Consider the following 23,582-nt stretch of genomic DNA (forward strand, 5'->3'; position numbering starts at 1 on the left):
AAGAGCGAGGTAACCCCATGGATATCCACGTTGCCGGCTCGCGGCCGACCCGCCGCGCGCCGAGTGAGAATTTCACCGGCACGGTGCTGCAGGACCCGATCAACATGGCGCCCGCGCCGGCACGGCTGAACGCCTCGCGGGTGTCGTTCGAGCCCGGCGCGCGCACCGCCTGGCACACCCATCCGCTCGGGCAGACGCTCTACGTGATTTCGGGCATCGGCCGGGTGCAGGCCAAGGGCGGCCCGATCAGGGAAATCCGTCCCGGCGACGTGGTCTGGATTCCGCCGAACGAGAAGCACTGGCACGGTGCCTCGCCCGGCAACAGCATGACCCATATCGCCATGCAGGAGGCGCTCGACGGCGTGTTTTCGACCTGGATGGAGCACGTCACCGACGAGGAATACAACGGCAAGGTCGGGTGACGCCGCGGCCGTAGTCCTTGGAGGAGAACAAGCCTCGCTCATCGAGCGGGGCCTTTTTCTTGTAGCCCGGATACAGCGAAGCGAAATCCGGGATTCGTGCCGCACGGATAATACACCGTCCCGGATTGCGCTGCGCTCCATCCGGGCTACGCAACCGCGCAAGCGGCTTCAGTTCACCCGCGTCCAGGTCTGGCCGCCACAGAACATGCCGCCGAACGCGCAGCCCTGGACGCGCAGCGTGTCAGGGCCCTTCAGCGCGATGGTGGAGTCATACGAACTGCCGGAGTTCGGATCGACGATCCGGCCGCTCCATTTGTCCTTGCCGGGCTTCATGTTGATCAGGATCTGCTCGGTGTTCTGGCTCGTCTTCTTGTCGACGGCGTAGCCGCACAGATTGGTGCCGCATTGCTCGATGCGGACCTTGCCTTCCTGCTCCTCGGTCAGCCAGACGCCCACCGGCGAATTGGCCGCCGGCAGCGGTGCCGCAGCAGGCTTGGCCGCGGGTGGCGGCGCAGGTGGAACGGCGGCGACGGCCGGAGCCGGCGCTGGCTTGGGCGGCGGCGCGGCCTGTTGCTGCACCGGCGGCGGGGGCCTGGTCGCGACGGCGTTGGACGGAGCCACAGCCGTCGTCGTGCCAGGCGGCGGTGAGGCTGTCGCTGCTGCCGGCGGAGCCGGTGGCGGCGATGCTGCCGGAGGTGATGCTGCAGGGGTGGTCGCCTGGGTCGGTGCAGTCGCAGGTGGCGCGGCTGCAGCGGGAGCGGTGCTTGCGGGCGCGCCCTGCGGATCGCGCTTGACCTCCTTGGCCGGCGGGGGCTTGCGCTTCCGCTCGCCGGTTTCGCCCTTGGGGCGTTTCGGACCCTCTCCGGTATTGTCGTAAACGCCGGGAATCGAGACTGTCCCGCGATCGGGATCGATCCGGATGGTGCGGCCGTCGTAATCGATGGTGTATTGCGCCTGCGCGGCCGTGCTCGCGAGCAAGAGCGTGGCGATAGCCAGAAGCTTCGTCATCTCGATCTCCAGTGCAGGGACCCCAGGGCTCGGAACTATGCGAACCAGCGCGCTCGGAACGTGATCCAAATCACTTCAAAGAAATAAGTCGTGGCGCAGCGGGCCATGGTTCAATGGCCGGATCAGCGCCCGGATTCAGTGCGCAACAGTGTCAAATTCTTCGGAGCGCGGGGCGCCGGCTGCGCGGCTATTCGAACCAGCCGGCGTAAATCTTCTTGTAGGTGCCGTCCTCGCGCACGATGTGCAGCCACTGGTCGACGAATGCCTTCAGCGCAAAATCGCGCTGCATCCAGTAGGCCTTTTCCGAGAAGTCGAACGGCTTGTCGGGATGCACCGCGCAGAGCACACCGGGATGCAGCTTCTGCTGATAGCGCGTCTCCGATGCATCGGTCATCATCAGGTCGGCGTCGCCCTTGGCGATCTCGTCGAAGATTTTGGTGTTGTCGTCGAACACGCGGATATCGGCGCTCTTGACGTGAGCTCGGGCAAACCGCTCGTTGGTGCCGCCGGGATTGACGATGACGCGGGTGCCCGGCCTGTCGATCTCGGCGATGGTGTCGTACTTGCCCTGGTCTGCGCAACGCGCGATCGGCGTCTTGCCCTCGCGCATGATCGGGCTCGAGAACAGGCCCTTCTTCTGCCGGTCGAAGGTGATGGAGACACCACCCATCGCGATGTCGAAATTGTCGGCTTCGAAATCCTTCATCATCTGCGGCCACGAGGTCGGCACGAACTCGACCTTGACGCCGAGCGCCTTGCCGAGGGCCTGCGCCATGTCGACATCGAAGCCGCGGAACGCCTTGGTTTCCTTGTCGAGCGAGGTGAAGGGCAGGTAGTCGCCGGTCATGCCGACGCGCAGCGTGCCGCGCTTGACGATGTCATCGAGCCGGGACGGAGCCTGCTGCGCGTGGGCCGCGGATACGAGCAAAGCGAGGGCGACGGTGATCAGCACGCGAAACATCAACTTCTCCGTGAATTCCGATACGCCTGCCCTAGGCTTCGCCGCTGTCGTTGCGTGCGGGATCAATCACCGCGGTGCGGCTGATCATCTCCTGCTTGAAATGCTCGAAGCGCTGCCGCGCGGCGGCCTCGCGCTCGTCGACGAACCTGATCGCGGCATCGCCGTCCATCGGGCCGTTGACGTGCGGGGAGGATCCCTCACCGAAAGTCTCGTCGACGTAATAGCGGCCGCCGTCCTCGCGCACCGTCCAACGGAAGCGCAGCGCGGCCATCGGGCCAGGTCCGACCTTGGAATAGCCGTTGGCTTCGATCGGCCGGATCGGTTGCGGCTCGGTTTGCGGTTCAGGCGCCGGCAGCGGTTCAGGCACGACCGGCGGTGGCGCGCTCTCGGCGGCGGCAGGCTCGCTTGGCGCGGCCGCCGGCTCGATTGACTCGGGCAAAGGCGGCGGCATGGCAACGGCAACGGGCAGCGCCTCGACAGGTGGGGATTCCGGCGTCGTCTTGTCGGCGGCCTTGTCCGCCGGCTTCTCCGTCACCTTGGCAGGCGGCGTGGTCGTCTGATCGAGAATGCTAGCGATCGCGGCAAGCGCATTGTCAGTCGGATCGTCGCTCACAGTTCCGTCTCCAAAGCGGTCCCGCCGGCGGAATCGCCGCCGACGTTATTCCCATCTACCTGATCTGACTGCGTTTTGTAAGCTAGGCGCAGACCGGCGGGCGCTTGTCCTTCCATGGCCGGACCTGCTCGAGCTGGCCGGCGAGACGGAACAGCAGCCCTTCCTCGCCGAGTTTGGCTGCGAACATCATGCCGAGCGGCAGCCCGGCCTTGTTCCACGCCAATGGCACCGACATCGCCGGCTGTCCGGACATGTTGAACATCGAGGTGCCCGGCATGTAGCGGCGCAGCACCGGCGCGATGTGGGTCAGGTCATCCGACATCGTGTTCAACTCCCCGATGCGGATCGGCGGCGCGCACAGCGTCGGGCTGAGGAAGATGTCGCAGCCTTCGAAGAAGGTAGCGAGGGCGCGCGTCACCTGGAACGCGGCGAGTTGCGCGGCGACATAGTCGGCCGGCGTCATCTTGAGCGAGTTCTGCGCGCTGACGAGCGTCAGATGTTCGAGGTCGTCGGATGTCATGGCGCGGCCGAAGCGCTGCTCGAGCAGGCGCACCGTCAGCGCGGTGTTGCCGCCGACGATCGTGGTCATGAGAGCTGCGGGGTCCGCGGCAAGCGTCGGCGCGCGCTCCTCGACATGATGGCCGAGGCCGGCGAGCATCGTGGCGACGTCGCGGACCGCCTCGGCGATCTCGGGATCGATCGCATCGCCGTAGGGCGACTTGTCGGTGAAGCTGATGCGCAGCCGGCCGGGATCGCGGCCGACTTCCTGCGAGAACGGCCGCGCCGGCGGCGGCGCGACGTAGAGGCTCGACGGCTCCGGCCCGTGCACCGCGTCCATCATGACGGCGCTGTCGCGCACGCTGATGCTGAGCACGTGACCGACCGAGAAGCCGCCCCAGCCTTCGCCGCGATCGGGACCGACCGGATTGCGCGCCCGCGTCGGCTTCATGCCGAACACGCCGGAGGCCGACGCCGGAATCCGGATCGAGCCGCCGCCGTCGCTGGCATGCGCGACGGGCAGGATGCGCGCGGCGACCGCGGCACCCGCGCCGCCAGACGAGCCGCCGGAGGAATGGTCCGTATTCCAGGGATTGCGGGTCGGGCCGAACAGGCGGGATTCCGTCGTCGGCATCAGGCCGAATTCGGGGCTCGCGCTCTTGCCGAAGATCGTAAGCCCCGCGTCGAGGAAGCGCTGCGCCAGCGTCGAATTATGATCGGCGACGACATCCTTGAGTAGACTCGCGCCCGACGTGGTGCGGGTGCCTTCGAGCGGATCGAGGTCCTTGAGCAGGAACGGCACGCCTGTGAAAGGACCATCGGGCAGGCCCTTTGCGATCTGGCGCTCGGCGTAGTCGTAGTGCTTGACGACCACCGCGTTGATCTGCGGATCGACCCTGGCGGTGCGGGCGATCGCCTCGTCGAGCAGCTCCCTGGGCGTCACGTCCTTGCTGCGGACGAGCTCGGCCAGACCGACCGCATCATAATTGCCGAATTCCTTGAAGCTCATGGGAATGCTCCGCAACGCCGGGCCGATCTGCGCATCGGTCCCGGCGTGAACGAGGGCGGCTGAATACTCAGCCGAGGACGTCCTGATTGATCACGTTCTGGTGCAGCGGAGTGCCGTCCAGCACGCTCAGGATATTGCGCGCGGTCTGCTCGCTCATGCGCTCGACCGCCTCGACCGTGACGCCGGCGACGTGCGGTGCCATGATCACGTTCGGCAGGGCGTGCAGCGGCTGTCCGACCGGCGGCGGTTCGACCTCGAACACGTCGAGGCCGGCGCCCGCCAGCTTGCCGGACACCAGCGCGTCGTGCAGCGCGCGCTCGTCGACGATACCGCCGCGGGCGGTATTGATGAGATAGGCGGTCGGCTTCATGTGCCGTAGCCGCGCCGCGTTGAACATGCCGACGGTCTCGGGTGTCTTCGGGCAGTGGATGGTGACGAAGTCGGCACGCGACAGCGCCGCGTCGAGGTTCGGTACTGCCTCGCAGCCGGCCGCGGTGATCTCGCTGGCGGGCTTGTAGGGATCGTACACCAGCACATTCATTTCCATCGCCAGGCAGCGCTTGGCGGTGCGGGTGCCGATGCGGCCGAAGCCGACGATCAGCACCGTCTTGCCGTAGAGATCGAACGGCAGCACGCCGAGCCGGCCGGCCCAGGTGCCTTCCTTGACCACCCCGTGCATCTCCTGCGCGCGCTTGGCGAGCGTCAGCATCATGAACAGTGCCTGCTCGGCGACCGAGGGGGAGTTGGCGGTGCCCGCGACCATCAGCGGCACCTTGCGGCGCGACAGCGCCGGCACATCGACCGCGTCGAAGCCGACGCCGATCCGCGTCACCACCAGCATGCCGTTGGAGGACTCCAACTCGGCCTCGCCGAACGGGGTGGCGCCGAGCGCCACGCCGTGCACCGGCGCATGCTGCGCCAGCATAGCCTGGAAATCCTTCGACGAGATCAGGTTGGGAAACTCGACAACTTCGAGATCGTCCCGTTCGTTGAGAAGTGCCCGGGCTCCCGCGGAGAAAGTCTGGGTGATGAAGATCTTCTTCTTGTTGGTGGCCATTTCCTGCCCATGAGGTTTCTTGTGCGCCGTCACAGCACGGCGCCGGTCACCTCGTTTAGCAAATGCATATTGTTGAGGTCCACAGCCAATCGGAGCGGGCTGCCATCCTGCGCCCCGGCATTGGGATTGACCCGGCCGCAGACCTGGGTGCCTTCGAGCGTGAAATAGACCAGGGTCTCCATGCCCATCGGCTCGGTGACGTCGAGCACCGCGTCGAACGGTTCGACGCCGGGCTCGGCATGCGGACGCGCCTCCATCACATGCTCCGGCCGGATGCCCAGCAGCAGCTTGTCGGTGCGCGAGACGGCGGAATAGCGGGCGGCGCGGGCCGGCGGCAGCGGGAACGCGAGACGGTCGGTCAGCCGCACATGCAGCTTCCCTCCGACATCCTCGAGCCGGCACGGCACGAAGTTCATCGCAGGCGAGCCGATGAAGCTCGCAACGAACCGGGTCGCCGGCTTGTGGTAGAGCTCGTTGGGCGTGCCGATCTGCTCGATCCTGCCGTGGTTCATCACCACCACGCGGTCGGCCAGCGTCATCGCCTCGACCTGGTCGTGGGTGACGTAGACGGTCGTGGTGCGGACCTTCTGGTGCACCTTCTTGATCTCGATCCGCATCTGCACACGCAGCTTGGCGTCGAGGTTGGACAACGGCTCGTCGAACAGGAACACCTTCGGATTGCGCACGATGGCACGGCCCATCGCCACGCGTTGGCGCTGGCCGCCGGAGAGCTGCTTCGGCTTGCGGTCGACCAGGTCTGTGATGTCGAGCATGCGCGCGGCTTCGGTGACCCGGCTCTTGATCTCGGCTTTCGGATAGTTCTTCAGCCGCAGCCCGAACGACATGTTCTCGGCGACCGTCATGTGCGGGTAGAGCGCGTAGTTCTGGAACACCATCGCGATGTCGCGATCCTTCGGCGGCACGTCGTTGACGACGTCGCCGCCGATCATGATGTCACCGTCGGAGATGTCCTCGAGGCCGGCGATCATCCGCAGCGTGGTCGACTTGCCGCAGCCCGATGGCCCAACCAGCACCACGAACTCATGGTCCGCGATATCGAGGTCGATGCCGCGCACCGCCTCGACGTCGTCATAACGCTTCACCACCTTGCGCAACGTCACGTCAGCCATGAATTCTACCTTGTCTCGTTTCAGCCCTTGGTCGCACCGGCGGTCAGGCCGGCAATGTAGTAGTCCATCAGGAAGGCGTAGATGATCAGCGGCGGCGCGGCGCCGAGCAGGGCGCCGGTCATGATCTGTCCCCAGTTGAAAACGTCGCCCTTGATCAGGGTGGTGATGATGCCGACCGGCAGCACCAGCTGGTCGGTCGAGGTCGTGAACACCAGCGGATAAAGGAACTGGGCCCAGGAGACGGTGAAGGCGAAGATTGTCGCCGCGATCAGGCCCGGCAGCGCGACCGGGATGAAGATCCGCGTCAAGGTCTGGAACCAGCTCGCGCCGTCGATGATCGCGGCCTCGTCGAGCTCCTTCGGGATCGAGGCGAAGTAGCCGATCATGATCCAGGTGCAGAACGGCACCGTCAGCGTCGGGTAGACGAACAGCAGGACGTACCAGCGGTTGATGAGCTGGATGCCGGTCCAGTCGCCGAACATCGCGAACATCTTGAACAGCGGGATGAACAGCAGGGTGTCCGGAATGAGGTAGGTCAGGAACACGCCGGTGGCGAGCGTGGCGGAGCCCCAGAACTTCATCCGCGCCAGCGCGAACGCCGCCGGTACGCTGATCAGCATGGTGATGGTCACCACGATGATCGAGACCCAGGCCGAATTCCAGAAGAAACGCAGGAACTGGTTCGAGGTCAGCAGCCCGATGTAGTTCTCCAGCGTCGGGTGATAGACCCACCACGGGTTGGTCGCCGCCGAAATCTCGGCGCTGCTCTTCAGCGACGTGATCAGCATGTAGAGCGGCGGCGTCAGCGAGAAGATCGCGAACAGCACCAGGAAGAAATACGACCAGCGCAGCGCCCAGGCGCGGTCGCGGCTCATGCTGCCGTACTTCACCTTGCGGGTCGGTCCGGACTTGTCGATCGTCATCGTGCTCATCAGGCTTCGTTCCCGCGTTTGGAGATATCGCGCAGGATAAACACCGCCGCGACTGCCAGGATCGGCACCATGAACAGCGACACGCTGGCGCCGAGCGGCACGTCGCTGCCCTCGATGCCGACCCGGAACGCCCAGGTCGCGAAGATGTGGGTGTGGTCGAGCGGCCCGCCCGCGGTCAGAATGCGGACGATGTCGAAATTAGCGAAGGTGACGATCAGCGAGAACAGCGTCGTGATCGCGATGATGTTGCGCATCATCGGCAGCGTCACGTACCAGATGCGCTGCCACCAATTGGCGCCGTCGATCGCCGCCGCTTCATAGAGCTGCTCGGGCACCGATTTCAGCGCCGCCAGATACATGATCATGAAGAACGGCGCGCCATACCAGACGTTGACCAGGATGACGGAGAAGCGCGCCCACATCGCATCGCCGGTCCACGGGATCGGCCCGATGCCGAAGAAGGACAGGGTGTAGTTGAAGGCGCTGTAGGACGGGTCGAACAGCCATAGCCAGGCCAGCGTCGACATCGCCGGCGGGATCACCCACGGCACCAGCAGCATGCCGCGCCATTTGCGCTGCTTCTTGGCCGGCACATTGTGCACGAAATGCGCGACGATGAAGCCGATCAGCGCTTTGAAGATGACCGCCGAGATCGCGAAGATGCAGGACTGCTTGACGACCAGCCAGAACGTGTCGCGTTTGAACAGGAACTCGAAATTGCCGAAGCCGACGAACTTGGCCATCGACTTGTTCAGCGTCGCCAGATGCAGGGAATACAGCGCCGGATAGACCACGAGGATCAGGATCAGGAGGATCAGCGGCAACGCCATTACGAACGCGACCGTCGATTTTCGCCGTAACGCGTTGCGCAACCCGCTGCGCTTGCGCACGGCCTGTGTTGCCGTAACGCGGTTGGGCTGAAGTGTTACATCAACCATGAGGCAAGGTCCTCGCGTGGGTCGGTTGAGCGGGCCGTCGGCCCGGTCGGCAGAAGGGACGGCAAAGCCCGCGCGGCCACGGTTGGCGGCCGCGCGGAAAGCTCTGCGTCGTCAGCTACGCATGAAGCCTTCACACTCGCCTTCAGCCCAGGCGAGAGTCTTCTCCATGGCTTCACCCTGATGGTACCTCAGGCACATCTTGGTGAGCGTGGCCTGGAAGTAGATCTGCTGAGCCACCTTGGGAGGCGCGGGCGAGGCCGCGATCGACAGCGTCTGCAGCTTGTAGGGATCAGGATAGTGGAACAGCGTGCCCTTGGGCGGGCCTTCCTCTTCCCAGACCTTCAGCTTGGTGAGCTTCTCGTAAGCCGGCAGGTCGTAGCCGCCGCTCGCCACCACCATCTTCTCGATCGAGGCAGGCTTCGACAGGTGCACCAGCAGGCTCTTAGCCGCCTCCTTGTTCTTGGAGAAGTTCCAGATGCTCCAGAAGTAAGGCAGGTATGGCGCGAAGCGTCCCTTCGGCCCGGCAGGGAAGCCGTGAGTCCAGCACTGCTCGGCAACCTGCGGCGCGTCGCGCTTGGCAACGGCCCAGGCGCTCGGCGGATTCATGATCATCGCGCCCTTGCCGGAGACCAGCCATTTGTTGTTCGACGCATCGTCCCATGCGGCGACATCGGGCGGCAGGAAGGAGATCAGCTTCTTGTAGAACTCCAACGCCTGGCGCACCGCATCGGTCTTCACGGTGAGATTGCCCTTGGCGTCGACGAGTTGCGCGCCGAACGACTGGAAGATCGCGCCGGCGGTGTCGACATTGTCACTGGTCTCGCCGAGACCGATGCCGAACGGGAATCCAGCCTTGTGGCAGGCTTCCGCCGCCTTGAGGAACGTGTCGAACGTCCAGTTGTCCGCCTTCGGCGGGCTGCCGGCCGGATACATTTCCTGCACGTCGATATTGGCATGCTTCTTCATCAGGTCGATGCGCGAGCAGGGGCCTTTGATCTGGCTGCCGACACAGGCGGGAACGCCGAGCCATTTGCCGTCGAGCTGGCCGAGATACTGCGCGGTGCCGTTGACCGCGCCGTTCTCCGCGATGATCGGCCCCATGATGTCGTCGACGCGTTCGAGCTGTTCGGAGTTGGAGTGGCACCACCAGGTCGGCATCGCGAAGATGTCGTGGCCGGACTTCGCCTGCGCTTCGGCGGCGATGGTCAGGAGGTTCTTGTTGCCCTGGCTCGGGATGTAATCGATCTGGACCTCGACCTTTTCCTTCTCGGCCCATTGCTTGACGAGCTCTTCGGACGCCTTGTTCGAACCCGGCACCCAGTGATCCCAGAAGCCCATCGAGAGCTTGCCGGCAGCGTACGCGCCACGCACGTAAGGAGCAGTGATCAGCGCAGCCGATGACAGCGCTGTCGCAGCAACGAATTGTCGTCGTGAAAGCTTCTTCCGTGACATGGCATTCCCTCCCTGGTGAGCCGACGGACAAAGACTTTGGAAATCTCGATTGTTTTGATTTTTTTATACGCCGCATTCGCGACGTTGCGAGATTTCGTTGTTGTAATCAGAACAGAATTGCCGGCGTCTGTCGAGAAAGCAGATGCGTGTCCACGTAGAACTAACGTTGTGGTCAAATCGCAGGCAGTGCGGCTTGCAAAAACTGCAATTGCAGGTCGTTTGCGACGCTTCGCGTGTCATGCTGCGCCGCACGCAAACGACAGCGCAATCATCTACCCGCGCGGTGCGCGGTTGAGCCGCAGGTCGCGGCGGGTCTGACGAGGTGGCATTCGTCATCGTCGTCGGCAGAGCAGGCAATAGACTTGATGAAGTCCGGGACGATAGAATCCGGATTCGTCGACCACCCACCTTGAGACCTTCCACCATCGATCATGGAGACCAATTCATGCCCATCCCGGTAGCGAAACCGCGCATGCGGTGGAAACTGTGCATCGCGCTCGGGGCGGCCGCCTTTGCCGTGGTCGCGGCACCCCACATCGTCGATGCGCAGATCGTGCAGGGCGTCGAAAAGGGCGCGCGGGAAGGCAGCAAGGCGGCCGGGCCGGTCGGTGGCGTTCTCGGCGGGGCGATCGGCGGCGTTGTCGGCGTGGTCACCGGCGTGACCGGAGTGTTCACAGGAAACAACGGCAACGCCCCAGCCGCCACTGCTCCCAACGGCAAGAACGCGCAGACGCCGGCGGCCGGCGACAAGCAGAGCGCCAAGGCCACCAAATCCGCCAAGGCCGGCAAGGACAAAGGCGCCAAGCAGCAGCCGACCGTGCTGACCCAGCCCGGCGCACCGCAACTCACGGCCGAACAGATCGTTGCCAACAGCGACGCCAATATCGAGCGGATCAAGAAGGAGCTGAACCTGTCGCCGGAGCAGGAGAAGCACTGGGCCGGGTTCAACAGCGCGATGCACTATCTCGGCCACAACGGCGCCGACCGCCTCAATTTGCGGATCGCGCGCGCCCAGCGCGATCCGCCCGACGACATCGTCGAGCAGATGCGCAACGAGGCCCAGTTCCTCAATGACCGTGCGGTCGATCAGCGCAACGTCGCCGATGCCGCAGAGCCGCTGTTTGCCAGCCTCGACGACAAGCAGAAGCAGGTCTTCATCGGTGAAATGGTCCGCCTCAGCCACGAGCGCGGGCTCGACTAGCGCGTTTTCAAGCGAAGTGGACGCCGGTTCGCGTGAAGAAAACGCGGCGGGCCTTTGGTCGGCGGCGGGCAAGTGGGGACGAATAGCCGGGCCACCAGGCCCTGGGGTAGGGGTTGAAAGGCGCGGCACCCGGCTATTCTGCCGCAGCGGCGCGGCCCGGTTAGATCGTCATTCAATGTTGAAGAAAAACCGACCGGATCGCGCCCGAGTGATGGCCGAGTCGCGGCGTTGTCGGGAACCGGTTGTGCAACTGCAATCGGCCGGCGAACAGCCGGCCGATCATGAGTGACTCCGGACCGCTGGAAGGTTAGCTCTTGGGGAAGTTCAGCTCCACGCCAATGCCGTCGGGGTCGTAGAGGAAGATCTGGGTGTCACCGGTGCGCGGCACGATCTGTTCGCGGAACGTGACGTTCCTGGCCGTCAGGCGCTTGCGCACCCCGTCGACATCGCTCGCCGCAAAGGCGATGTGATCGAGGCGGCCGGTGTCCTCATACTTCTTTTCGGTCCCGCGCACCACGATGCCCTCGCGCGGCTTGCGGGTGCCCATCAGATGGACGGTGGCCTGGCCGCCCGAATAGAGCCAGTAGCCGGGGAAATCGAGCGGCGGACGGTCGCCGTTCTCGAGCCCGAGCACATCGCAATAGAACTCCTTGGTGCGTTCCAGATCCTGCGGTTCGATGGTGTAATGCTGTAGTCCGCCCAATGGCATGGCTGTTCTCCTTGAGAAACCGGGTTACACGAAGCTGAGGTCGGCCTCGGCGCCCAGCATCCAGGCGCCGACGGTCTCGAAATGGCTAGACCGGCCCTGCAACTGCTGGGTGACGGTATGGATGTCGCGGAAGCGCCTTTCCAGCGGGTGTCCGCCAAAGATCGCGGTGGCGCCGGCGGCGTTGTAGGCGAAGTCGACCGCCTCGCGCGCCTTGTGGATCGCGTGCGTCGCCGCCATCCGGATCGTGACGCGCTGCCCGACGCTGATGCTGTTGCCGGCGACCAGATCCTTCCAGATGTCGGCCATCGACTGCAGCAGGAAGGCGCGGGCGGCGCGCAGGTTGACTTCCGCCTGCGCCAGGCCCGACTGCACCACCGCGTTATCGCGCAGCGTCTTCTTCATGCCGCGCGGCACCTTGTTGCGGGCGACGTCGACAAACTGATCGAGCGCACTGCGGGCGATGCCGCAGGCGACGCCGGCGAAGCCAACCTGATAGCAGGTGTGCGAGCTCATCCGGTACAGCGGACCGTCCTCCCGGCACTCGCGGTCGAATTCGCGGGTGATGGAATGGTCGGAGCGGACGAAGAAGTCGTTCAGCGCGAACTGGTCGCTCGCCGTGCCGCGCAGGCCGACCGTGTTCCAGATGTCGGTCCAGGCGACCTCCTCGGTGCGCACCAGCATGGTGCGCTCGAGCTGCTCGCCGTTGGCGTCGCGGCGCGGCGAGCCGTCGGCGGCGTAGATCGGGCAGTGCGCGCCGAGCCAGGTGGCGTGCCGTCCGCCCGAGGCAAACGACCAGACGCCGGAGACGCGGTAGCCGCCCTCGCATTCGATCGCCTTGACCTTCGGTCCGGGACCCCAGGCCAGCACCGCGCGCGGGTCGGCGAAGATCTCCTGCGCCACCGGCAGGTCGAGATAGGCCGCCGACATCGCGCAGCCGCCGGCCTGGCTCAGGCACCAGGCCGTCGAGGCATCGGCCTTCGCGATCGCCTCGATGACATGGAAGAAGGTGACGGGATCGGTCTCGATCCCATCGCTCGAGCGCGGCAGCAGCAAACGAAACAGCCGCGCCTCGTGCAGCCGGTCGAGCAGATCGGGCGGCAGGCGGCGGGTCGTCTCGATCGTGTCGGAGGCCGCCGCGACGGCATCCCGGACTTCCTCGGCGCAGGCGATCACATCCTGATCGCCCGCAAGATCGGCGGAGGTCACGCTCATGGTCAACTTCCCCTCACGCCTGGCGGATCTTGGCGGCCGCCGCGACATCGGCTGTCGCGTTCAGCTCCTTGTCGATCTGCTCGATCGACTTGCCCCGCGTCTCCATGCCGAGGAAGAAATAGACGGCGCCCGCCATCAGGAACCAGCAGCCGAGATAGACGAAGGCGGTCGGGATTTGCGTCATGGGCACATCCGGCTTGAGGTAATTGTTCGAGCCGACGATCAGGGCGAGGCCGACCGGGCCGAGGATCTTGCCGATGCCGCCGAAGCCGTAGGCCGAGCCCATGCCGGTGGTGCGCAGATGCGACGGCCAGACCTCCGCCGCATAGGGTCCGACGATGGCAAAGCCGCCGTCAGCGAAGAAGAACGCAGCGGCCAGCAGCAGCCAGAATGCCGACATGCCGAACAGCGTCGAGTCGTAGTGATAGCCGGCGATGATGGTCAGCGCGCCGGCGCCGAAGCCGAGCAGGCCGCCCGCGACGCGCCGCCCCATCAGCTCCGAGAAATAGGAGAAGGAGACGCGGCCGACGAAGCCCGTGATGCTGAGCAGGATCATCATCTTCGCGGCTTCCTGCGGCGTGACCTTGAGCAGCAACACGAACAGCGCGGGGGCCCACAGCGTGATGCCGTAGACGCCGGTCTGCGCGCCGGCATTGCCGAACCAGGACACGATCAGGCTGCGTGGATATTTGAACAGGTCGAACCAGTTGGTCTTGACGATCGGTCCGGCATCGGCCGCGCTCGGCAACGGCAGCTCCGACGGCGGCACCTGCAGCGCCCAGGCCAACGACTTGCGCGCTTCCTCATAGCGACCTTGCCGGCACAGCCAGCGCGGCGACTCCGGAACCCAGATCCGGACCAGCAGCACCATCAGCGACGGCAACACGCCGATCGCGAACAGCAGCCGCCACTGGTCGGAGCCCATCACGGCGCCCAGCACCGCGCCGAGACCGACGCCGAGCGGGATCACGCAGGTGACGATACCGCCGACCCAGCCGCGCTTGTGCGAGGGCATGAACTCCTGCACCAGCGGCAGGTCGACGCAATACAGGCCGCCGACGCCGGTGCCGACAAAGAAGCGCAGGATCGCCAGATAGATCCAGCCATTATCGGGTGTGAAATAGAGCAGACCGGTCGCGATCGAGAAGTTCAGCACCGTGCCGATGAACACGATACGGCGGCCGACCCGGTCCGCCAGCCAGCCCCAGAGAAATGCGCCGAGGATGGCGCCGATGCCGGAGCTCATCAGCACGATGGCCGACTGGCCGAAGGTGAGCTTCCAGGGGCCGATCAGGAAAGCGAGCACGAAGCCGATCAGGAAGTAGTCGAAGAATTCCAGCGCATCCCCGATGATGGCTGCCGCAAGGATCTTGATCTGGTTGCCGGTCAGACTCGTCCGGCGATCGAGAATCTCGAACATGGCGTCTCCCCATGGCGCCTGTTTCATTGTTCTTGACCGGCGGGCGTTGCGCCAGCACTCCACCGATGGCTGCGAAGCTATCGTTGCAGCGTTGCGAACGACAAGCCTGCTTCGGCGCGGGGCTCGTCTGCATTCACGCGATAAGCAAGGCGCTTGCCGCTGCGCACAAAATCGTGGTGCGAAAGTCCGATTGGCCGGTTCGGGACGTTGACACACGGCCTGTCGATCGCCGAGCCTTGCGTTCCAGGACGTTCACGGGCCCCAAGCGGGATGGATGAGAAGCGCAAACATCCGCGTACCGAGGTCAACCAACCCGCCTACATTTCATCGGGCGGTTCGGTGATGCACTGCATCATCGTGAACATCTCACCCGAAGGGGCCGCCATCGAGGTCGATAATTCGGCCTTTGTGCCCCATCGCTTTCGCCTCGTGATGGCTGATGACGCGTCGGTCGTCTATGAGTGCCAGGTGATCTGGACCAAGAAGAACCGGATTGGACTGAGCTTCGTGGCGACCGCCTGAGCGCAACGACTGCGAATCCCAGGGCGGGGACGCCCAAGGGACGCGCAAGAACGATCGTGCTAGGCTGTAAAGTGTCGTTGCTGGAACTGCTGGTGATGCGCCAATGACTCCGGAACCTGCCACGATCTGCCTCGGCTGCTGGCAAAACCTGCGCGTGCCGATTCCGCTGCGCGGCCCGTTGTCGGCGCCCTTCCGCCTGTTCGGGGTCAGGCCCAGCCGTATGAACCCCAATACATGCACGATCTGCGAGATGGCTTTCTCGAAGATCATGAAGGCGCGCGCCGTCACCATCGATGCCAGCATCCTGTTCGCCGACCTGCGCGGCTACACCACGCTGACGCAGACCATCGCGCCGGGCGGGCTGACATCGCTGCTCGATGCGTTCTACGACGACTGCGCCGCCGCGATCTGGCGCTATGACGGCCTCCTCAACAAGACGATCGGCGATGCCGTGTTCGCGATCTTCAACTTTCCGGTCAAGCGGGACGACCATCCTGTGCAGGCCTTGCTGGCGGCGCGCCAGATCCAGCGCAGCTTTCAGCACAGGCACGACGCGCTGGTGCAGGCGATCGGCGCAGGTAACATCGAGCTCGGCATCGGAATCGGGATTGATAGCGGCGATACGAATTTCGGGGAGTTCGGCCAGGCCCATCGCGACCTGACGGCCATCGGGACGGTGGTCAATCGCGCCGCACGCGCCCAGGCGATGGCGAAAGCCGGCGAGATCCTCGTCACCACGGCTGTCCGCGAGCGAACCCGCGACATGATCACGGCCACCGGTTCCGACTATGCGTTGAAGGGCTTCGACGAGCCCGTCACATTGTTTCCGGCGTGAAATTGACGCAGCGCAAAAGACGACGGCCTCGGCGCGTCCTTTTAGGATTACGCGCCGAAGCCGTCAGGGATGTCGTTTGCCGATTACGAACGCCGGGTGAACGCAGCGAAGGCGGGTTCGTTCCGGCCGGTTCAAAATTTTCGGGCGCTGTCAGCGCCACATGCCGCGCATCCTGGCGCGGATGTCGATCGGCGGGGCGCGGTTGGCCGATCCGGGTTCCGCCGCGGCCGCGCGCGGCCAGACGGTTCGCTCGAACGCCGGCAGCAGCTTCTCCGGGATGAAGCGGGTGCGCGAGGCATACATGTGGCGATCGCCCTTGGCGGCCTGGCCGTGGACGAAGAAGCGTTGCGGCACCATCAGGTGCAGGTCGTCCTTGGCGCGGGTCATCGCGACGTAGAGCAGACGGCGTTCCTCCTCCAGCTCCGCCGAGGTGCCGGCGCCGAGATCGGACGGCATGCAGCCATCGACCACGTTGAGCACATAGACGGACGTCCACTCCTGGCCCTTGGCGGAATGGATCGTCGACAAGATCAGATAGTCCTCGTCGAGCAGCGGCACGCCGGCCTGGTCGCTGGTCGCATCCGGCGGATCGAGCGTCAACTCGGTGAGGAAACGTTCGCGCGACGGATAGCCGCTCGCGATCTGCTCGAGCTGGATCAGGTCGGCGCGGCGGACCTCGCTGTCCTCATGGATGCGGTCGAGATGCGGCTCGTACCACAGCCGCGCGCGTTCGAGATCGACCGGCCATTCCGAGTAGCGCAGGTTCTCCATGGTTTCGACGAATAGCCGCCAATCGGCGCCGGCGCGGGGCGGGGCAGGCAGCGCGACCAGCGCGGCGATCGGATCGGCAGCCTCCGCCAGGCGGTCGAGCACGCGCTGTGCCGAGGCCGGCCCGACGCCCGGCAACAGATGCAGGATCCGGAAGCCGGCGACGCGGTCGCGCGGATTGGCCGCGAAGCGCAACAGCGCCAGCATGTCCTTGACATGGGCGGCGTCGAGGAATTTCAGGCCGCCGAATTTCACGAAGGGGATGTTGCGCCGCGTCAGCTCGATCTCCAGCGGCCCGGAATGCGAGGAGGTGCGGAACAGCACGGCCTGGTGCTTGAGCAGCGCGCCTTCCTCGCGGTTCGCCAGCACTTGCTCGACGATGTAGCGGGCCTGATCGGCCTCGTCGCGGATGGTGACGAGCAGCGGCTTGCGCGTCGAAACCCGGTCGGTCCACAGGTTCTTGGTGAAGCGTTCCTTGGCGAGCGAGATCACGCCGTTCGCCGCGGACAGGATCGGTTGCGTGGAGCGATAGTTGCGGTCGAGCGTGACGAGCTCCGCCGTGGGACTGAACTGGCTCGGGAAGTCGAGGATGTTGCGCACGGTCGCGGCGCGGAACGAGTAGATCGACTGCGCGTCGTCGCCGACCACCGTGAGCCCGTGCCCTTTGGGCTTCAGCGCGAGCAGGATCGATGACTGCAGGCGGTTGGTGTCCTGATATTCGTCGACCATCACATGATCGAAGCGGCTGCCGATCTCTTCGGCGAGCGCGGCGTCGGTGACCATCTGCGCCCAGTAGAGCAGGAGGTCGTCGTAGTCGAGCACGTTCTGCTGCTGCTTGGTCTCGACATAGGCCGCAAACAGCCGCTTCAGTTCGCCGGCCCAGCCCGCGCACCAGGGGAAGAACTGGCCGAGCACCGCCTCGATCGGCATCTCCGCGTTGACGCAGCGCGAGTAGATCGCAACGCAGGTGCCTTTGGTCGGAAACCGACTTTCGGTCCGCGACAGGCCGAGGTCGTGGCGGACCAGGTTCATCAGGTCGGCGGAGTCCTCGCGGTCGTGGATCGAAAACGCAGGATCGAGGCCGATGCGTTCGGAGAATTCGCGCAGCAGCCGCGCGCCGATGCCGTGGAACGTGCCGGCCCAGCTCAGCGCGTCAGTCATGACGCCGGCGCGGTCGCCGAGCACCCGGCGCGCGATGCGCTCGACACGCGTCGCCATTTCGCCGGCCGCGCGCCGCGAAAAGGTCATCAGCAGGATGCGGCGCGGATCGGCGCCTGCGACGATCAGATGTGCGACGCGATGCGCCAGCGTGTTGGTCTTGCCGGAGCCTGCGCCGGCGATCACAAGCAGCGGAGCGCCAATGGTTCCGCCGGGCCCGATGCCGTGCTCGACCGCACGGCGCTGCTCGGGATTGAGCGCATCGAGATAGCTTGCGTTGGCAGGATCAGGCACGAATCACCCCCGCTCGACGCTAACAGACATCGCCACGATTGGGGCCGACGCGCCGGCGCGGCGGCAAAGAAATTCGATTGACATTGTCGCGCCGCAGAGCACAACCGCGGCATGGTGGACGTATCCAACTCCGACACGCCGTTGAAGGCGACGTTCAAGGTGCGGCTGAACGGCGAGACGGTGACGCTCGCGACCGTCGGCCAAGCCTATCGCTTCATCACCAATCTCAGCTCGGTCGAATGGATGGAGTTCCGCTCACTGCACGATGACGCCGTCGTCGCGCTGGAGCGGGCAGCCGGCAACGCCATGCTGAGCATTCCGGCGACCAACGCGCTACGCGCGCTGTTCGTCCGTTCCAAGATGCTCTGACCGCGCGCTGCGGCGTCGCGACGTCTCGACAAAGAAGAAACGGGCCGCCTTGGCCCTCCCAGGCGGCCCCAGAGTGCGGCCAAAGCGCGATCAGCGCCTGGCCGTGATGTGTACCGCCGTTACCTTGTTTGCGGCCATAACGGGGATCGCGTTTATGCAAACGCGGCCGATTCGGCTGTAGCGGCGGCACCACAATCAGGCGCCGCCATCGTCAACGAGGCGGTCATACACAAGAGCCGACCGCAAATTGATGGTCGCGATCCTCAGGTAGCGCGGTTCGCGCATTGCGTTGTTGAACATCATGATTGCCGTCTTCCAGTACGAGCGCTCGCGCTGGTCCACATTCAGCCTGGACAGGTAGTCGGCGGCATCGCCGACCGTGGCGAGCGTCCGCCCATCCTTCATGATGATCGGGAAGGCGAGCGGCGACCGCTTCTCCAGTTCCAGCACGTGAAGACTCCCCCGAGGCAAACGGCAACCACGGGAACAGACCTAGCTGCGCCGACTATATCAAGTGTTAAGGAGCCGCGGCCCGCGGTCCGCGACTTAGCAAGGGGCCTAGAACGAGTCCGCCAGCGCGATCTCGGCTCGGAGAGCGCTGATGCGCCGCTCGGCTTCCTCGAACGTCAGGTCGCGCGCGTACTGGCCGGGTTGATAGGCCTCCTCGGCCAGGCTCCTCAGCCGGACGGCCTGGGCGCGGGTCATCTGGGCAATGACGCGCTCCGCGACCCCGCCGAATTTCACTGCTGCCATGCTCATATTCCACCTCGCTGGCCATGTCGTGACTTGACAATATGTTCTATTTTTGTTCTAACAAGCCATGGACAACAAAATCAACGAAATTCGGCGGAAGATCAGCACCTTGCGCGCTGAGATGACGCTGGTCGAGGCGACGATCCGCGACCAGGTCAATCGCGACGTCGATTGCAGCGAGGCGTCGTACCGGCTGATGGCGATGCGGGCCGAGGTGGCCGAGTTAATCGGCCGCTGGCGGGCGGCCGGGGGCAGCGCTTCCCTGCCGACCGTTCGTGAGCGCTTGAGCCGGACTTATGGAGATCGCGCCTCTACCGATCGCATCTCCGCCGATCGCCCAATCGCCAAGGCAAAGCCGGGCGAGGGCAAGCCCACCGCAGGCTCGGGCCGAGGCCACGCCAAAGTCTGAAAGCTTCGCCGGTGCCCGCCGGCGCGCCATGTCGCAGGCTGACGCGGCCTGAAGAAGGTTTCGCGGCGGGAACCAAGCTGCGGGATCGGCATTTTCTCGTCGTGTGGTCCGACTCCATGGCAGCCTCAAATGCAATGATCGCCGATCCGACCGTGCGACCACGGGCATCGATGAATGACGATCGCAGTCCGCTGCTGACGCTGATCTCCTGCATCAGCTGCCACAGGACGATGCGGCTCGAGACCAGCTATCCGGGCAGCGAGGGCAAGGACATCATCCAGTACCGCTGCATGCGGTGCGGGCGCATCGAACGGGTGCTGCTGGTGCGCCGCAGCTGGCCGGCGGAATCCTAACTCCCGCCGAGCGGAAGCGCATCGGGTTGGCCCAAATCGGGGGGGGCAGGCGCTCCGCTCCTTTCGGAGCACGCCTTCACAGCGGGCGTTAGCACCGGACCTTGGCTTGCGCGCGCGGCAGGCCGGCTTTCGCTCGCGGCGCGTCGTTTTCAACCGCAACGGCATCGGCCGCAGTAACGGACGGGCCGCCGGTCAGTTTTGCTAGTTCGCGGCTCAGCTCGTGAATGCGGAACGGCTTGCGTAAGACGGGAAAATCGGACCGCACCTCGCGCGCGCTGTTGCTGTAGCCGGTGGTCAGCAGGATCGGCAATTCGGGCTTCTTGTCCCGGATCGCGCGCGCAAGCTTGAGGCCGTCCATCTTGCCGGGCATGACGATGTCGCTGAACACGACGTCGATCCCGTTGTTCTCGAGCTCCTGCAAGGCGCCTTCGGCACTCGATGCCCAGCGCACGGTGTAGCCGAGCTGTTCAAGCAGACCGGTGCTCGCGTCGGCGACCGCGGGGTTGTCCTCGATCAGCAGGATCGTGGCGGACTTATGCGGGACGGATTCCTGGGTCTCGGGATGAGCCGCGAGGGTCCCCCGCGGCAGGTAGATGCTGACGGTGGTGCCTTCGCCGAGCGTGCTCGCGATCTCGACCCTGCCGTCGGCCTGGTGCGCAAAGCCGTGGACCTGGGACAGGCCGAGGCCGGTGCCCTTGCCGACGGGCTTGGTGGTGAAGAACGGATCGAAGACACGGCCCAGCACGTCGCCCGGAATGCCTTCGCCGCTATCGGAGACGCTGACGACCACCTGGTCCACCGCGGGCGCGTTGTGGGCCGAGACGGTCAGCGTACCGCCTTCGGGCATCGCGTCCCTGGCATTGACCACCAGATTGATCAGCGCGGTTTCGAGCTCGCTGGGGTCGACGAAGATCGGCCAGACATCCGGCTCGACCTCGAGGTTCAACTGGACCTTGCTGCCGAGCGCACTGGTCAGGACTTGGCGCACCGCCGCGATCCTTTCAGCGACGTTGATCGCTTGCGGGTTGAGGCTTTGCCGCCGCGCGAAGGTGAGAAGCTGGCTGGTCAGCGAGGCGGCGCGCTGGGACGCCGTCTCGATCGCGCCGAGCGCGAGGCGGCCGCGTTCGCTCGCCACCTCGCGCTTGATCCGATGCAGATTGCCCGAGATGATCATCAGCAGGTTGTTGAAGTCGTGCGCGACGCCGCCGGTCAACTGTCCCAGCGCATCCATCTTCTGCGATTCCGCGAGCTGGCGCTGCACCTGCTCCAGCTTCTGTTGCGCCTCGCGCCGCTCGGAAATGTCGCGAGTGATCTTGGCAAAGCCGACCAGTTCGCCATCGGCGTCACGGATCGGATCGATCACGACGCTGGCCCAGAAGAACGAGCCGTCCTTGCGGACCCGCCAGCCCTCCTCCACGTAGTGCCCGGTCTCCTCGGCGATCTTGAGCGCACGCGCCGGCTTGCCGGCGGCCTGGTCGGCCGGCGTGTAGAAGCGCGCAAAGCTCTTGCCGATGATCTCGTCGGGCGTATAGCCCTTGATGCGCTGGCCGCCGGCATTCCAGTTGGCGACGATTCCCTCGGGTGTCAGCATGTAGAGCGCGTAATCGGTGACGTTGCTCACCAGCAGGCGGAATTTGCTCTCGCTGGCATCGAGATCGGCACGGGCCTGACGCCGCTCGGTGATGTCGCGGGTCACCATGGCGTAACCCACGAGCTTGCGATTCTCATAAATCGGGTCGATCACCGCGGACATGAAGAATGTCGAGCCGTCCTTGCGGACGCGCCAGCCCTCGGTCGCCAGATGCTTGGTCTTGCGGGCGGCCCGCAGGTGCTGGCCGGGAAGGTCGGATGTGCGGTCCTCCGGCAGGTAGAACAGCGAAAAATGCTTGCCCAGAATGCCCCTGGCCTTGTGGCCCGTGATGCGTTCGGCGCCCTTATTCCAGTTGATGACGCGTCCGTCCGCATCGAGCATGCAGATCGCATAGTCGACGACGCCTCCGGCCAGGAGCCGGAAATTGCGCTCGCTTTCGAAAATACCCCGCTCGAGGCGTTCCGACTTTTTAACCATTATGAATCCTGCCAGCCGTCTCGCAACGCATCCGGCGTAGACTTTGTTCCAAAACGACGACGACCTCGACGCAATACCAAAGGCTTACTTCGGCGGCGCAAAAAGTTCCAGCGATCATTGGAACCTTTGGTTCCATCGGCGATTAACTTGCTCGGTTTGCGTCACAAATCGCGATTCTCCGGTTTTCCTGCTTGAATAGATCACGGGCAGTCACTCTTATGGTCTTGCTGGCCTATTCCGAGTCTCTGGACTTGCCGTCAGCGCGCGTAGGGAAAATTCCATGACCGATCTCGGTTCGCCGCCTCGTCCCCGCAGTGAGGCCCGCCGCGCCAACCCGTCCAACGGAAATCTCGATTCTTCCCACGATCTGCTGCAGTCGCTGCAGGCCATGCGCGGCGGCGATTTTTCGGTGCGGATGCGCGGCGATTATCTCGGCATCGACGGCAAGATCGCCGACGCGTTCAACGAGATCGCCGCCGCCAACGAGCGCATGGCGCAGCAACTGGCGCGTGTCGGGCAGGTGGTCGGCCGCGAGGGCCAGACCCGCCAGCGCGTCAATTTCGGGCTCGCCAGCGGCGCCTGGGCCGACATGGAGAGCTCGGTCAACACGCTGATCGACGACCTGCTGTGGCCAACCCGCGAGGTGACGCGCGCGGTGGCGGCGGTGGCGCAGGGCGACCTGCTGCAGACCGTCCAGCTCGACGTCGAGGGCCGGCCGCTGCGCGGCGAATTCCTGCAGTCGGCCAACATCGTCAACACCATGATCAAGCAGCTCTCGGTGTTCACGTCGGAAGTGACGCGTGTGGCGCGCGAGGTCGGCACCGAGGGCAAGCTCGGCGGCCAGGCCCAGGTACCGGAAGTGACCGGCGTCTGGAAGGACCTGACCGAGAGCGTCAACTCGATGGCCAACAACCTGACCGGCCAGGTCCGCAACATCGCCGAGGTGACGATCGCGGTCGCCAATGGCGACTTGTCGAAGAAGATCACGGTCGACGTCCGCGGCGAGATCCTGCAGCTCAAGGAAGCCATCAACACGATGGTCGATCAGCTGCGCTCCTTCGCCTCCGAAGTGACGCGCGTGGCCCGCGAGGTCGGCACCGACGGCAAGCTCGGCGGCCAGGCGATCGTGCCCGGCGTCGCCGGCACCTGGAAAGACCTGACCGACTCCGTGAACGCAATGTGCGGCAACCTGACCGCGCAGGTCCGCAACATCGCCAACGTCACCACGGCGGTGGCGCGCGGCGACCTGTCGCGCAAGATCACGGTCGACGTCAGCGGCGAGATCCTCGAGCTGAAGGACACCATCAACACGATGGTCGACCAGCTTAACGCCTTCGCCTCCGAAGTGACGCGCGTGGCGCGCGAGGTCGGCACCGAGGGCAAGCTTGGCGGCCAGGCCCAGGTGTCCGGCGTCGCCGGCACCTGGAAGGACCTCACCGACAACGTCAACTCGATGGCCTCGAACCTGACGGCGCAGGTCCGCAACATCGC

The 23,582-nt window shown here is 65.0% G+C and carries 24 protein-coding genes; 8 read left to right on the forward strand and 16 right to left on the reverse strand.

Translation table 11 applies throughout. The annotated features are described in order from the left end of the window. Positions 1-17 precede the first annotated feature (17 nt). Positions 18-422 (forward strand): (R)-mandelonitrile lyase, encoded by a 405-nt coding sequence (locus tag JQ633_RS20255; protein WP_211986838.1) that lies wholly within the window; start codon positions 18-20, stop codon positions 420-422. Positions 423-590: 168 nt separating this feature from the next. On the opposite strand, the gene JQ633_RS20260 is transcribed toward JQ633_RS20255, so the two are convergent. The 9 genes from JQ633_RS20260 to JQ633_RS20300 all read right to left on the reverse strand — a co-directional run bounded on the left by JQ633_RS20260 (position 591) and on the right by JQ633_RS20300 (position 10,020). After that, a complete protein-coding gene (locus JQ633_RS20260) occupies positions 591-1,430 on the reverse strand; it encodes a DUF2147 domain-containing protein (protein ID WP_211986839.1) in 840 nt (279 codons plus the stop codon). A 187-nt stretch (positions 1,431-1,617) separates the two neighbouring features. Then, a complete protein-coding gene (locus JQ633_RS20265; protein ID WP_211986840.1) occupies positions 1,618-2,391 on the reverse strand; it encodes a transporter substrate-binding domain-containing protein in 774 nt (257 codons plus the stop codon). Positions 2,392-2,422: 31 nt separating this feature from the next. After that, entirely contained in the window at positions 2,423-3,004 is a 582-nt protein-coding gene (locus JQ633_RS20270) for a hypothetical protein (RefSeq protein WP_211986841.1), read from the reverse strand. An 82-nt stretch (positions 3,005-3,086) separates the two neighbouring features. Continuing rightward, the gene (locus tag JQ633_RS20275) at positions 3,087-4,511 is read right to left on the reverse strand and encodes an amidase (RefSeq protein WP_211986842.1); all 1,425 of its coding nucleotides are present in this window, start codon (positions 4,509-4,511) and stop codon (positions 3,087-3,089) included. Between the two features lie 67 nt (positions 4,512-4,578). Further along, positions 4,579-5,568, reverse strand: coding sequence for a hydroxyacid dehydrogenase (locus tag JQ633_RS20280; RefSeq protein WP_211986843.1), 990 nt, complete (start codon positions 5,566-5,568; stop codon positions 4,579-4,581). A gap of 29 nt (positions 5,569-5,597) precedes the next feature. Then, complete coding sequence (locus JQ633_RS20285) at positions 5,598-6,698, reverse strand: ABC transporter ATP-binding protein (RefSeq protein ID WP_211986844.1); 1,101 nt, start codon at positions 6,696-6,698, stop codon at positions 5,598-5,600. 20 nt (positions 6,699-6,718) lie between these two features. Then, the gene (locus JQ633_RS20290; RefSeq protein ID WP_211986845.1) at positions 6,719-7,630 is read right to left on the reverse strand and encodes a carbohydrate ABC transporter permease; all 912 of its coding nucleotides are present in this window, start codon (positions 7,628-7,630) and stop codon (positions 6,719-6,721) included. After that, on the reverse strand, positions 7,630-8,568 hold the full coding sequence (locus JQ633_RS20295) for a carbohydrate ABC transporter permease (RefSeq protein WP_211986846.1): 939 nt from the start codon (positions 8,566-8,568) through the stop codon (positions 7,630-7,632). The genes JQ633_RS20290 and JQ633_RS20295 overlap by 1 nt, the downstream gene beginning before the upstream one ends. 111 nt (positions 8,569-8,679) lie before the next feature. Beyond that, positions 8,680-10,020, reverse strand: coding sequence for an ABC transporter substrate-binding protein (locus tag JQ633_RS20300; RefSeq protein WP_211986847.1), 1,341 nt, complete (start codon positions 10,018-10,020; stop codon positions 8,680-8,682). Between the two features lie 472 nt (positions 10,021-10,492). Here JQ633_RS20300 and JQ633_RS20305 point away from each other — a divergent pair, with 472 nt between their 5' ends. After that, positions 10,493-11,221, forward strand: a complete 729-nt coding sequence (locus tag JQ633_RS20305) for a Spy/CpxP family protein refolding chaperone (protein ID WP_249159487.1) — start codon at positions 10,493-10,495, stop codon at positions 11,219-11,221. Positions 11,222-11,528: 307 nt separating this feature from the next. Here the strand turns inward: JQ633_RS20305 and JQ633_RS20310 are convergent, their stop codons facing one another. Genes JQ633_RS20310 through JQ633_RS20320 form a run of 3 tightly spaced genes read right to left on the reverse strand, consistent with a single transcriptional unit; the run spans position 11,529 to position 14,562 of the window. Continuing rightward, a complete protein-coding gene (locus JQ633_RS20310) occupies positions 11,529-11,930 on the reverse strand; it encodes a VOC family protein (protein ID WP_211986848.1) in 402 nt (133 codons plus the stop codon). Positions 11,931-11,954: 24 nt separating this feature from the next. Then, positions 11,955-13,142 carry an acyl-CoA dehydrogenase family protein gene (locus JQ633_RS20315; protein WP_211986849.1) on the reverse strand — a complete coding sequence of 396 codons (1,188 nt, stop codon included), beginning with the start codon at positions 13,140-13,142 and terminating at the stop codon, positions 11,955-11,957. 13 nt (positions 13,143-13,155) lie between these two features. Further along, positions 13,156-14,562: an MFS transporter gene (locus tag JQ633_RS20320; RefSeq protein ID WP_211986850.1), complete on the reverse strand. Its 1,407-nt coding sequence runs from the start codon at positions 14,560-14,562 to the stop codon at positions 13,156-13,158. 270 nt (positions 14,563-14,832) lie between these two features. Here JQ633_RS20320 and JQ633_RS20325 point away from each other — a divergent pair, with 270 nt between their 5' ends. Together JQ633_RS20325 and JQ633_RS20330 are read left to right on the forward strand one after the other, a co-directional pair. Beyond that, complete coding sequence (locus JQ633_RS20325) at positions 14,833-15,084, forward strand: PilZ domain-containing protein (RefSeq protein WP_211986851.1); 252 nt, start codon at positions 14,833-14,835, stop codon at positions 15,082-15,084. Positions 15,085-15,187: 103 nt separating this feature from the next. Beyond that, complete coding sequence (locus JQ633_RS20330; protein WP_211986852.1) at positions 15,188-15,919, forward strand: adenylate/guanylate cyclase domain-containing protein; 732 nt, start codon at positions 15,188-15,190, stop codon at positions 15,917-15,919. A gap of 150 nt (positions 15,920-16,069) precedes the next feature. Here the strand turns inward: JQ633_RS20330 and JQ633_RS20335 are convergent, their stop codons facing one another. Beyond that, positions 16,070-18,139: an ATP-dependent helicase gene (locus JQ633_RS20335; RefSeq protein WP_211986853.1), complete on the reverse strand. Its 2,070-nt coding sequence runs from the start codon at positions 18,137-18,139 to the stop codon at positions 16,070-16,072. Between the two features lie 111 nt (positions 18,140-18,250). Here JQ633_RS20335 and JQ633_RS20340 point away from each other — a divergent pair, with 111 nt between their 5' ends. Continuing rightward, positions 18,251-18,508, forward strand: coding sequence for a hypothetical protein (locus JQ633_RS20340; RefSeq protein WP_211986854.1), 258 nt, complete (start codon positions 18,251-18,253; stop codon positions 18,506-18,508). Between the two features lie 195 nt (positions 18,509-18,703). On the opposite strand, the gene JQ633_RS20345 is transcribed toward JQ633_RS20340, so the two are convergent. Both JQ633_RS20345 and JQ633_RS20350 read right to left on the reverse strand, forming a co-directional pair. Beyond that, positions 18,704-18,958, reverse strand: coding sequence for a hypothetical protein (locus JQ633_RS20345; protein WP_211986855.1), 255 nt, complete (start codon positions 18,956-18,958; stop codon positions 18,704-18,706). Positions 18,959-19,066: 108 nt separating this feature from the next. Next, complete coding sequence (locus JQ633_RS20350) at positions 19,067-19,261, reverse strand: DUF3072 domain-containing protein (RefSeq protein ID WP_249159488.1); 195 nt, start codon at positions 19,259-19,261, stop codon at positions 19,067-19,069. A 67-nt stretch (positions 19,262-19,328) separates the two neighbouring features. Here JQ633_RS20350 and JQ633_RS20355 point away from each other — a divergent pair, with 67 nt between their 5' ends. Both JQ633_RS20355 and JQ633_RS20360 read left to right on the forward strand, forming a co-directional pair. Next, entirely contained in the window at positions 19,329-19,670 is a 342-nt protein-coding gene (locus JQ633_RS20355; protein ID WP_211986856.1) for a hypothetical protein, read from the forward strand. A 170-nt stretch (positions 19,671-19,840) separates the two neighbouring features. Further along, on the forward strand, positions 19,841-20,023 hold the full coding sequence (locus JQ633_RS20360; protein ID WP_249159489.1) for a hypothetical protein: 183 nt from the start codon (positions 19,841-19,843) through the stop codon (positions 20,021-20,023). 88 nt (positions 20,024-20,111) lie between these two features. Here the strand turns inward: JQ633_RS20360 and JQ633_RS20365 are convergent, their stop codons facing one another. After that, on the reverse strand, positions 20,112-22,091 hold the full coding sequence (locus JQ633_RS20365) for a hybrid sensor histidine kinase/response regulator (protein WP_211986857.1): 1,980 nt from the start codon (positions 22,089-22,091) through the stop codon (positions 20,112-20,114). A 280-nt stretch (positions 22,092-22,371) separates the two neighbouring features. Between JQ633_RS20365 and JQ633_RS20370 the strand changes: the two genes are divergently transcribed. Further along, positions 22,372-23,582: HAMP domain-containing protein (locus tag JQ633_RS20370; protein WP_433995669.1), on the forward strand; the 1,211-nt coding region annotated here is incomplete at its 3' end.

It is taken from the genome of Bradyrhizobium tropiciagri, assembly GCF_018130505.1.
Classification (GTDB): Bacteria; Pseudomonadota; Alphaproteobacteria; order Rhizobiales; family Xanthobacteraceae; genus Bradyrhizobium; species Bradyrhizobium tropiciagri_B.

What these genes read in the sequence shown, in the direction of transcription:
- JQ633_RS20285 (WP_211986844.1), bottom strand. Translation starts at nt 6,698, where the DNA reads ATGGCTGACGTGACGTTGCGCAAGGTGGTGAAGCGTTATGACGACGTC.
- JQ633_RS20350 (WP_249159488.1), bottom strand. Translation starts at nt 19,261, where the DNA reads ATGGCAGCAGTGAAATTCGGCGGGGTCGCGGAGCGCGTCATTGCCCAG.
- JQ633_RS20365 (WP_211986857.1), bottom strand. Translation starts at nt 22,091, where the DNA reads ATGGTTAAAAAGTCGGAACGCCTCGAGCGGGGTATTTTCGAAAGCGAG.
- JQ633_RS20305 (WP_249159487.1), top strand. Translation starts at nt 10,493, where the DNA reads ATGCGGTGGAAACTGTGCATCGCGCTCGGGGCGGCCGCCTTTGCCGTG.
- JQ633_RS20320 (WP_211986850.1), bottom strand. Translation starts at nt 14,562, where the DNA reads ATGTTCGAGATTCTCGATCGCCGGACGAGTCTGACCGGCAACCAGATC.
- JQ633_RS20260 (WP_211986839.1), bottom strand. Translation starts at nt 1,430, where the DNA reads ATGACGAAGCTTCTGGCTATCGCCACGCTCTTGCTCGCGAGCACGGCC.
- JQ633_RS20290 (WP_211986845.1), bottom strand. Translation starts at nt 7,630, where the DNA reads ATGAGCACGATGACGATCGACAAGTCCGGACCGACCCGCAAGGTGAAG.
- JQ633_RS20280 (WP_211986843.1), bottom strand. Translation starts at nt 5,568, where the DNA reads ATGGCCACCAACAAGAAGAAGATCTTCATCACCCAGACTTTCTCCGCG.
- JQ633_RS20325 (WP_211986851.1), top strand. Translation starts at nt 14,833, where the DNA reads ATGGATGAGAAGCGCAAACATCCGCGTACCGAGGTCAACCAACCCGCC.
- JQ633_RS20255 (WP_211986838.1), top strand. Translation starts at nt 18, where the DNA reads ATGGATATCCACGTTGCCGGCTCGCGGCCGACCCGCCGCGCGCCGAGT.
- JQ633_RS20360 (WP_249159489.1), top strand. Translation starts at nt 19,841, where the DNA reads ATGAATGACGATCGCAGTCCGCTGCTGACGCTGATCTCCTGCATCAGC.
- JQ633_RS20310 (WP_211986848.1), bottom strand. Translation starts at nt 11,930, where the DNA reads ATGCCATTGGGCGGACTACAGCATTACACCATCGAACCGCAGGATCTG.
- JQ633_RS20330 (WP_211986852.1), top strand. Translation starts at nt 15,188, where the DNA reads ATGACTCCGGAACCTGCCACGATCTGCCTCGGCTGCTGGCAAAACCTG.
- JQ633_RS20315 (WP_211986849.1), bottom strand. Translation starts at nt 13,142, where the DNA reads ATGAGCGTGACCTCCGCCGATCTTGCGGGCGATCAGGATGTGATCGCC.
- JQ633_RS20265 (WP_211986840.1), bottom strand. Translation starts at nt 2,391, where the DNA reads ATGTTTCGCGTGCTGATCACCGTCGCCCTCGCTTTGCTCGTATCCGCG.
- JQ633_RS20340 (WP_211986854.1), top strand. Translation starts at nt 18,251, where the DNA reads ATGGTGGACGTATCCAACTCCGACACGCCGTTGAAGGCGACGTTCAAG.
- JQ633_RS20295 (WP_211986846.1), bottom strand. Translation starts at nt 8,568, where the DNA reads ATGGTTGATGTAACACTTCAGCCCAACCGCGTTACGGCAACACAGGCC.
- JQ633_RS20355 (WP_211986856.1), top strand. Translation starts at nt 19,329, where the DNA reads ATGGACAACAAAATCAACGAAATTCGGCGGAAGATCAGCACCTTGCGC.
- JQ633_RS20275 (WP_211986842.1), bottom strand. Translation starts at nt 4,511, where the DNA reads ATGAGCTTCAAGGAATTCGGCAATTATGATGCGGTCGGTCTGGCCGAG.
- JQ633_RS20300 (WP_211986847.1), bottom strand. Translation starts at nt 10,020, where the DNA reads ATGTCACGGAAGAAGCTTTCACGACGACAATTCGTTGCTGCGACAGCG.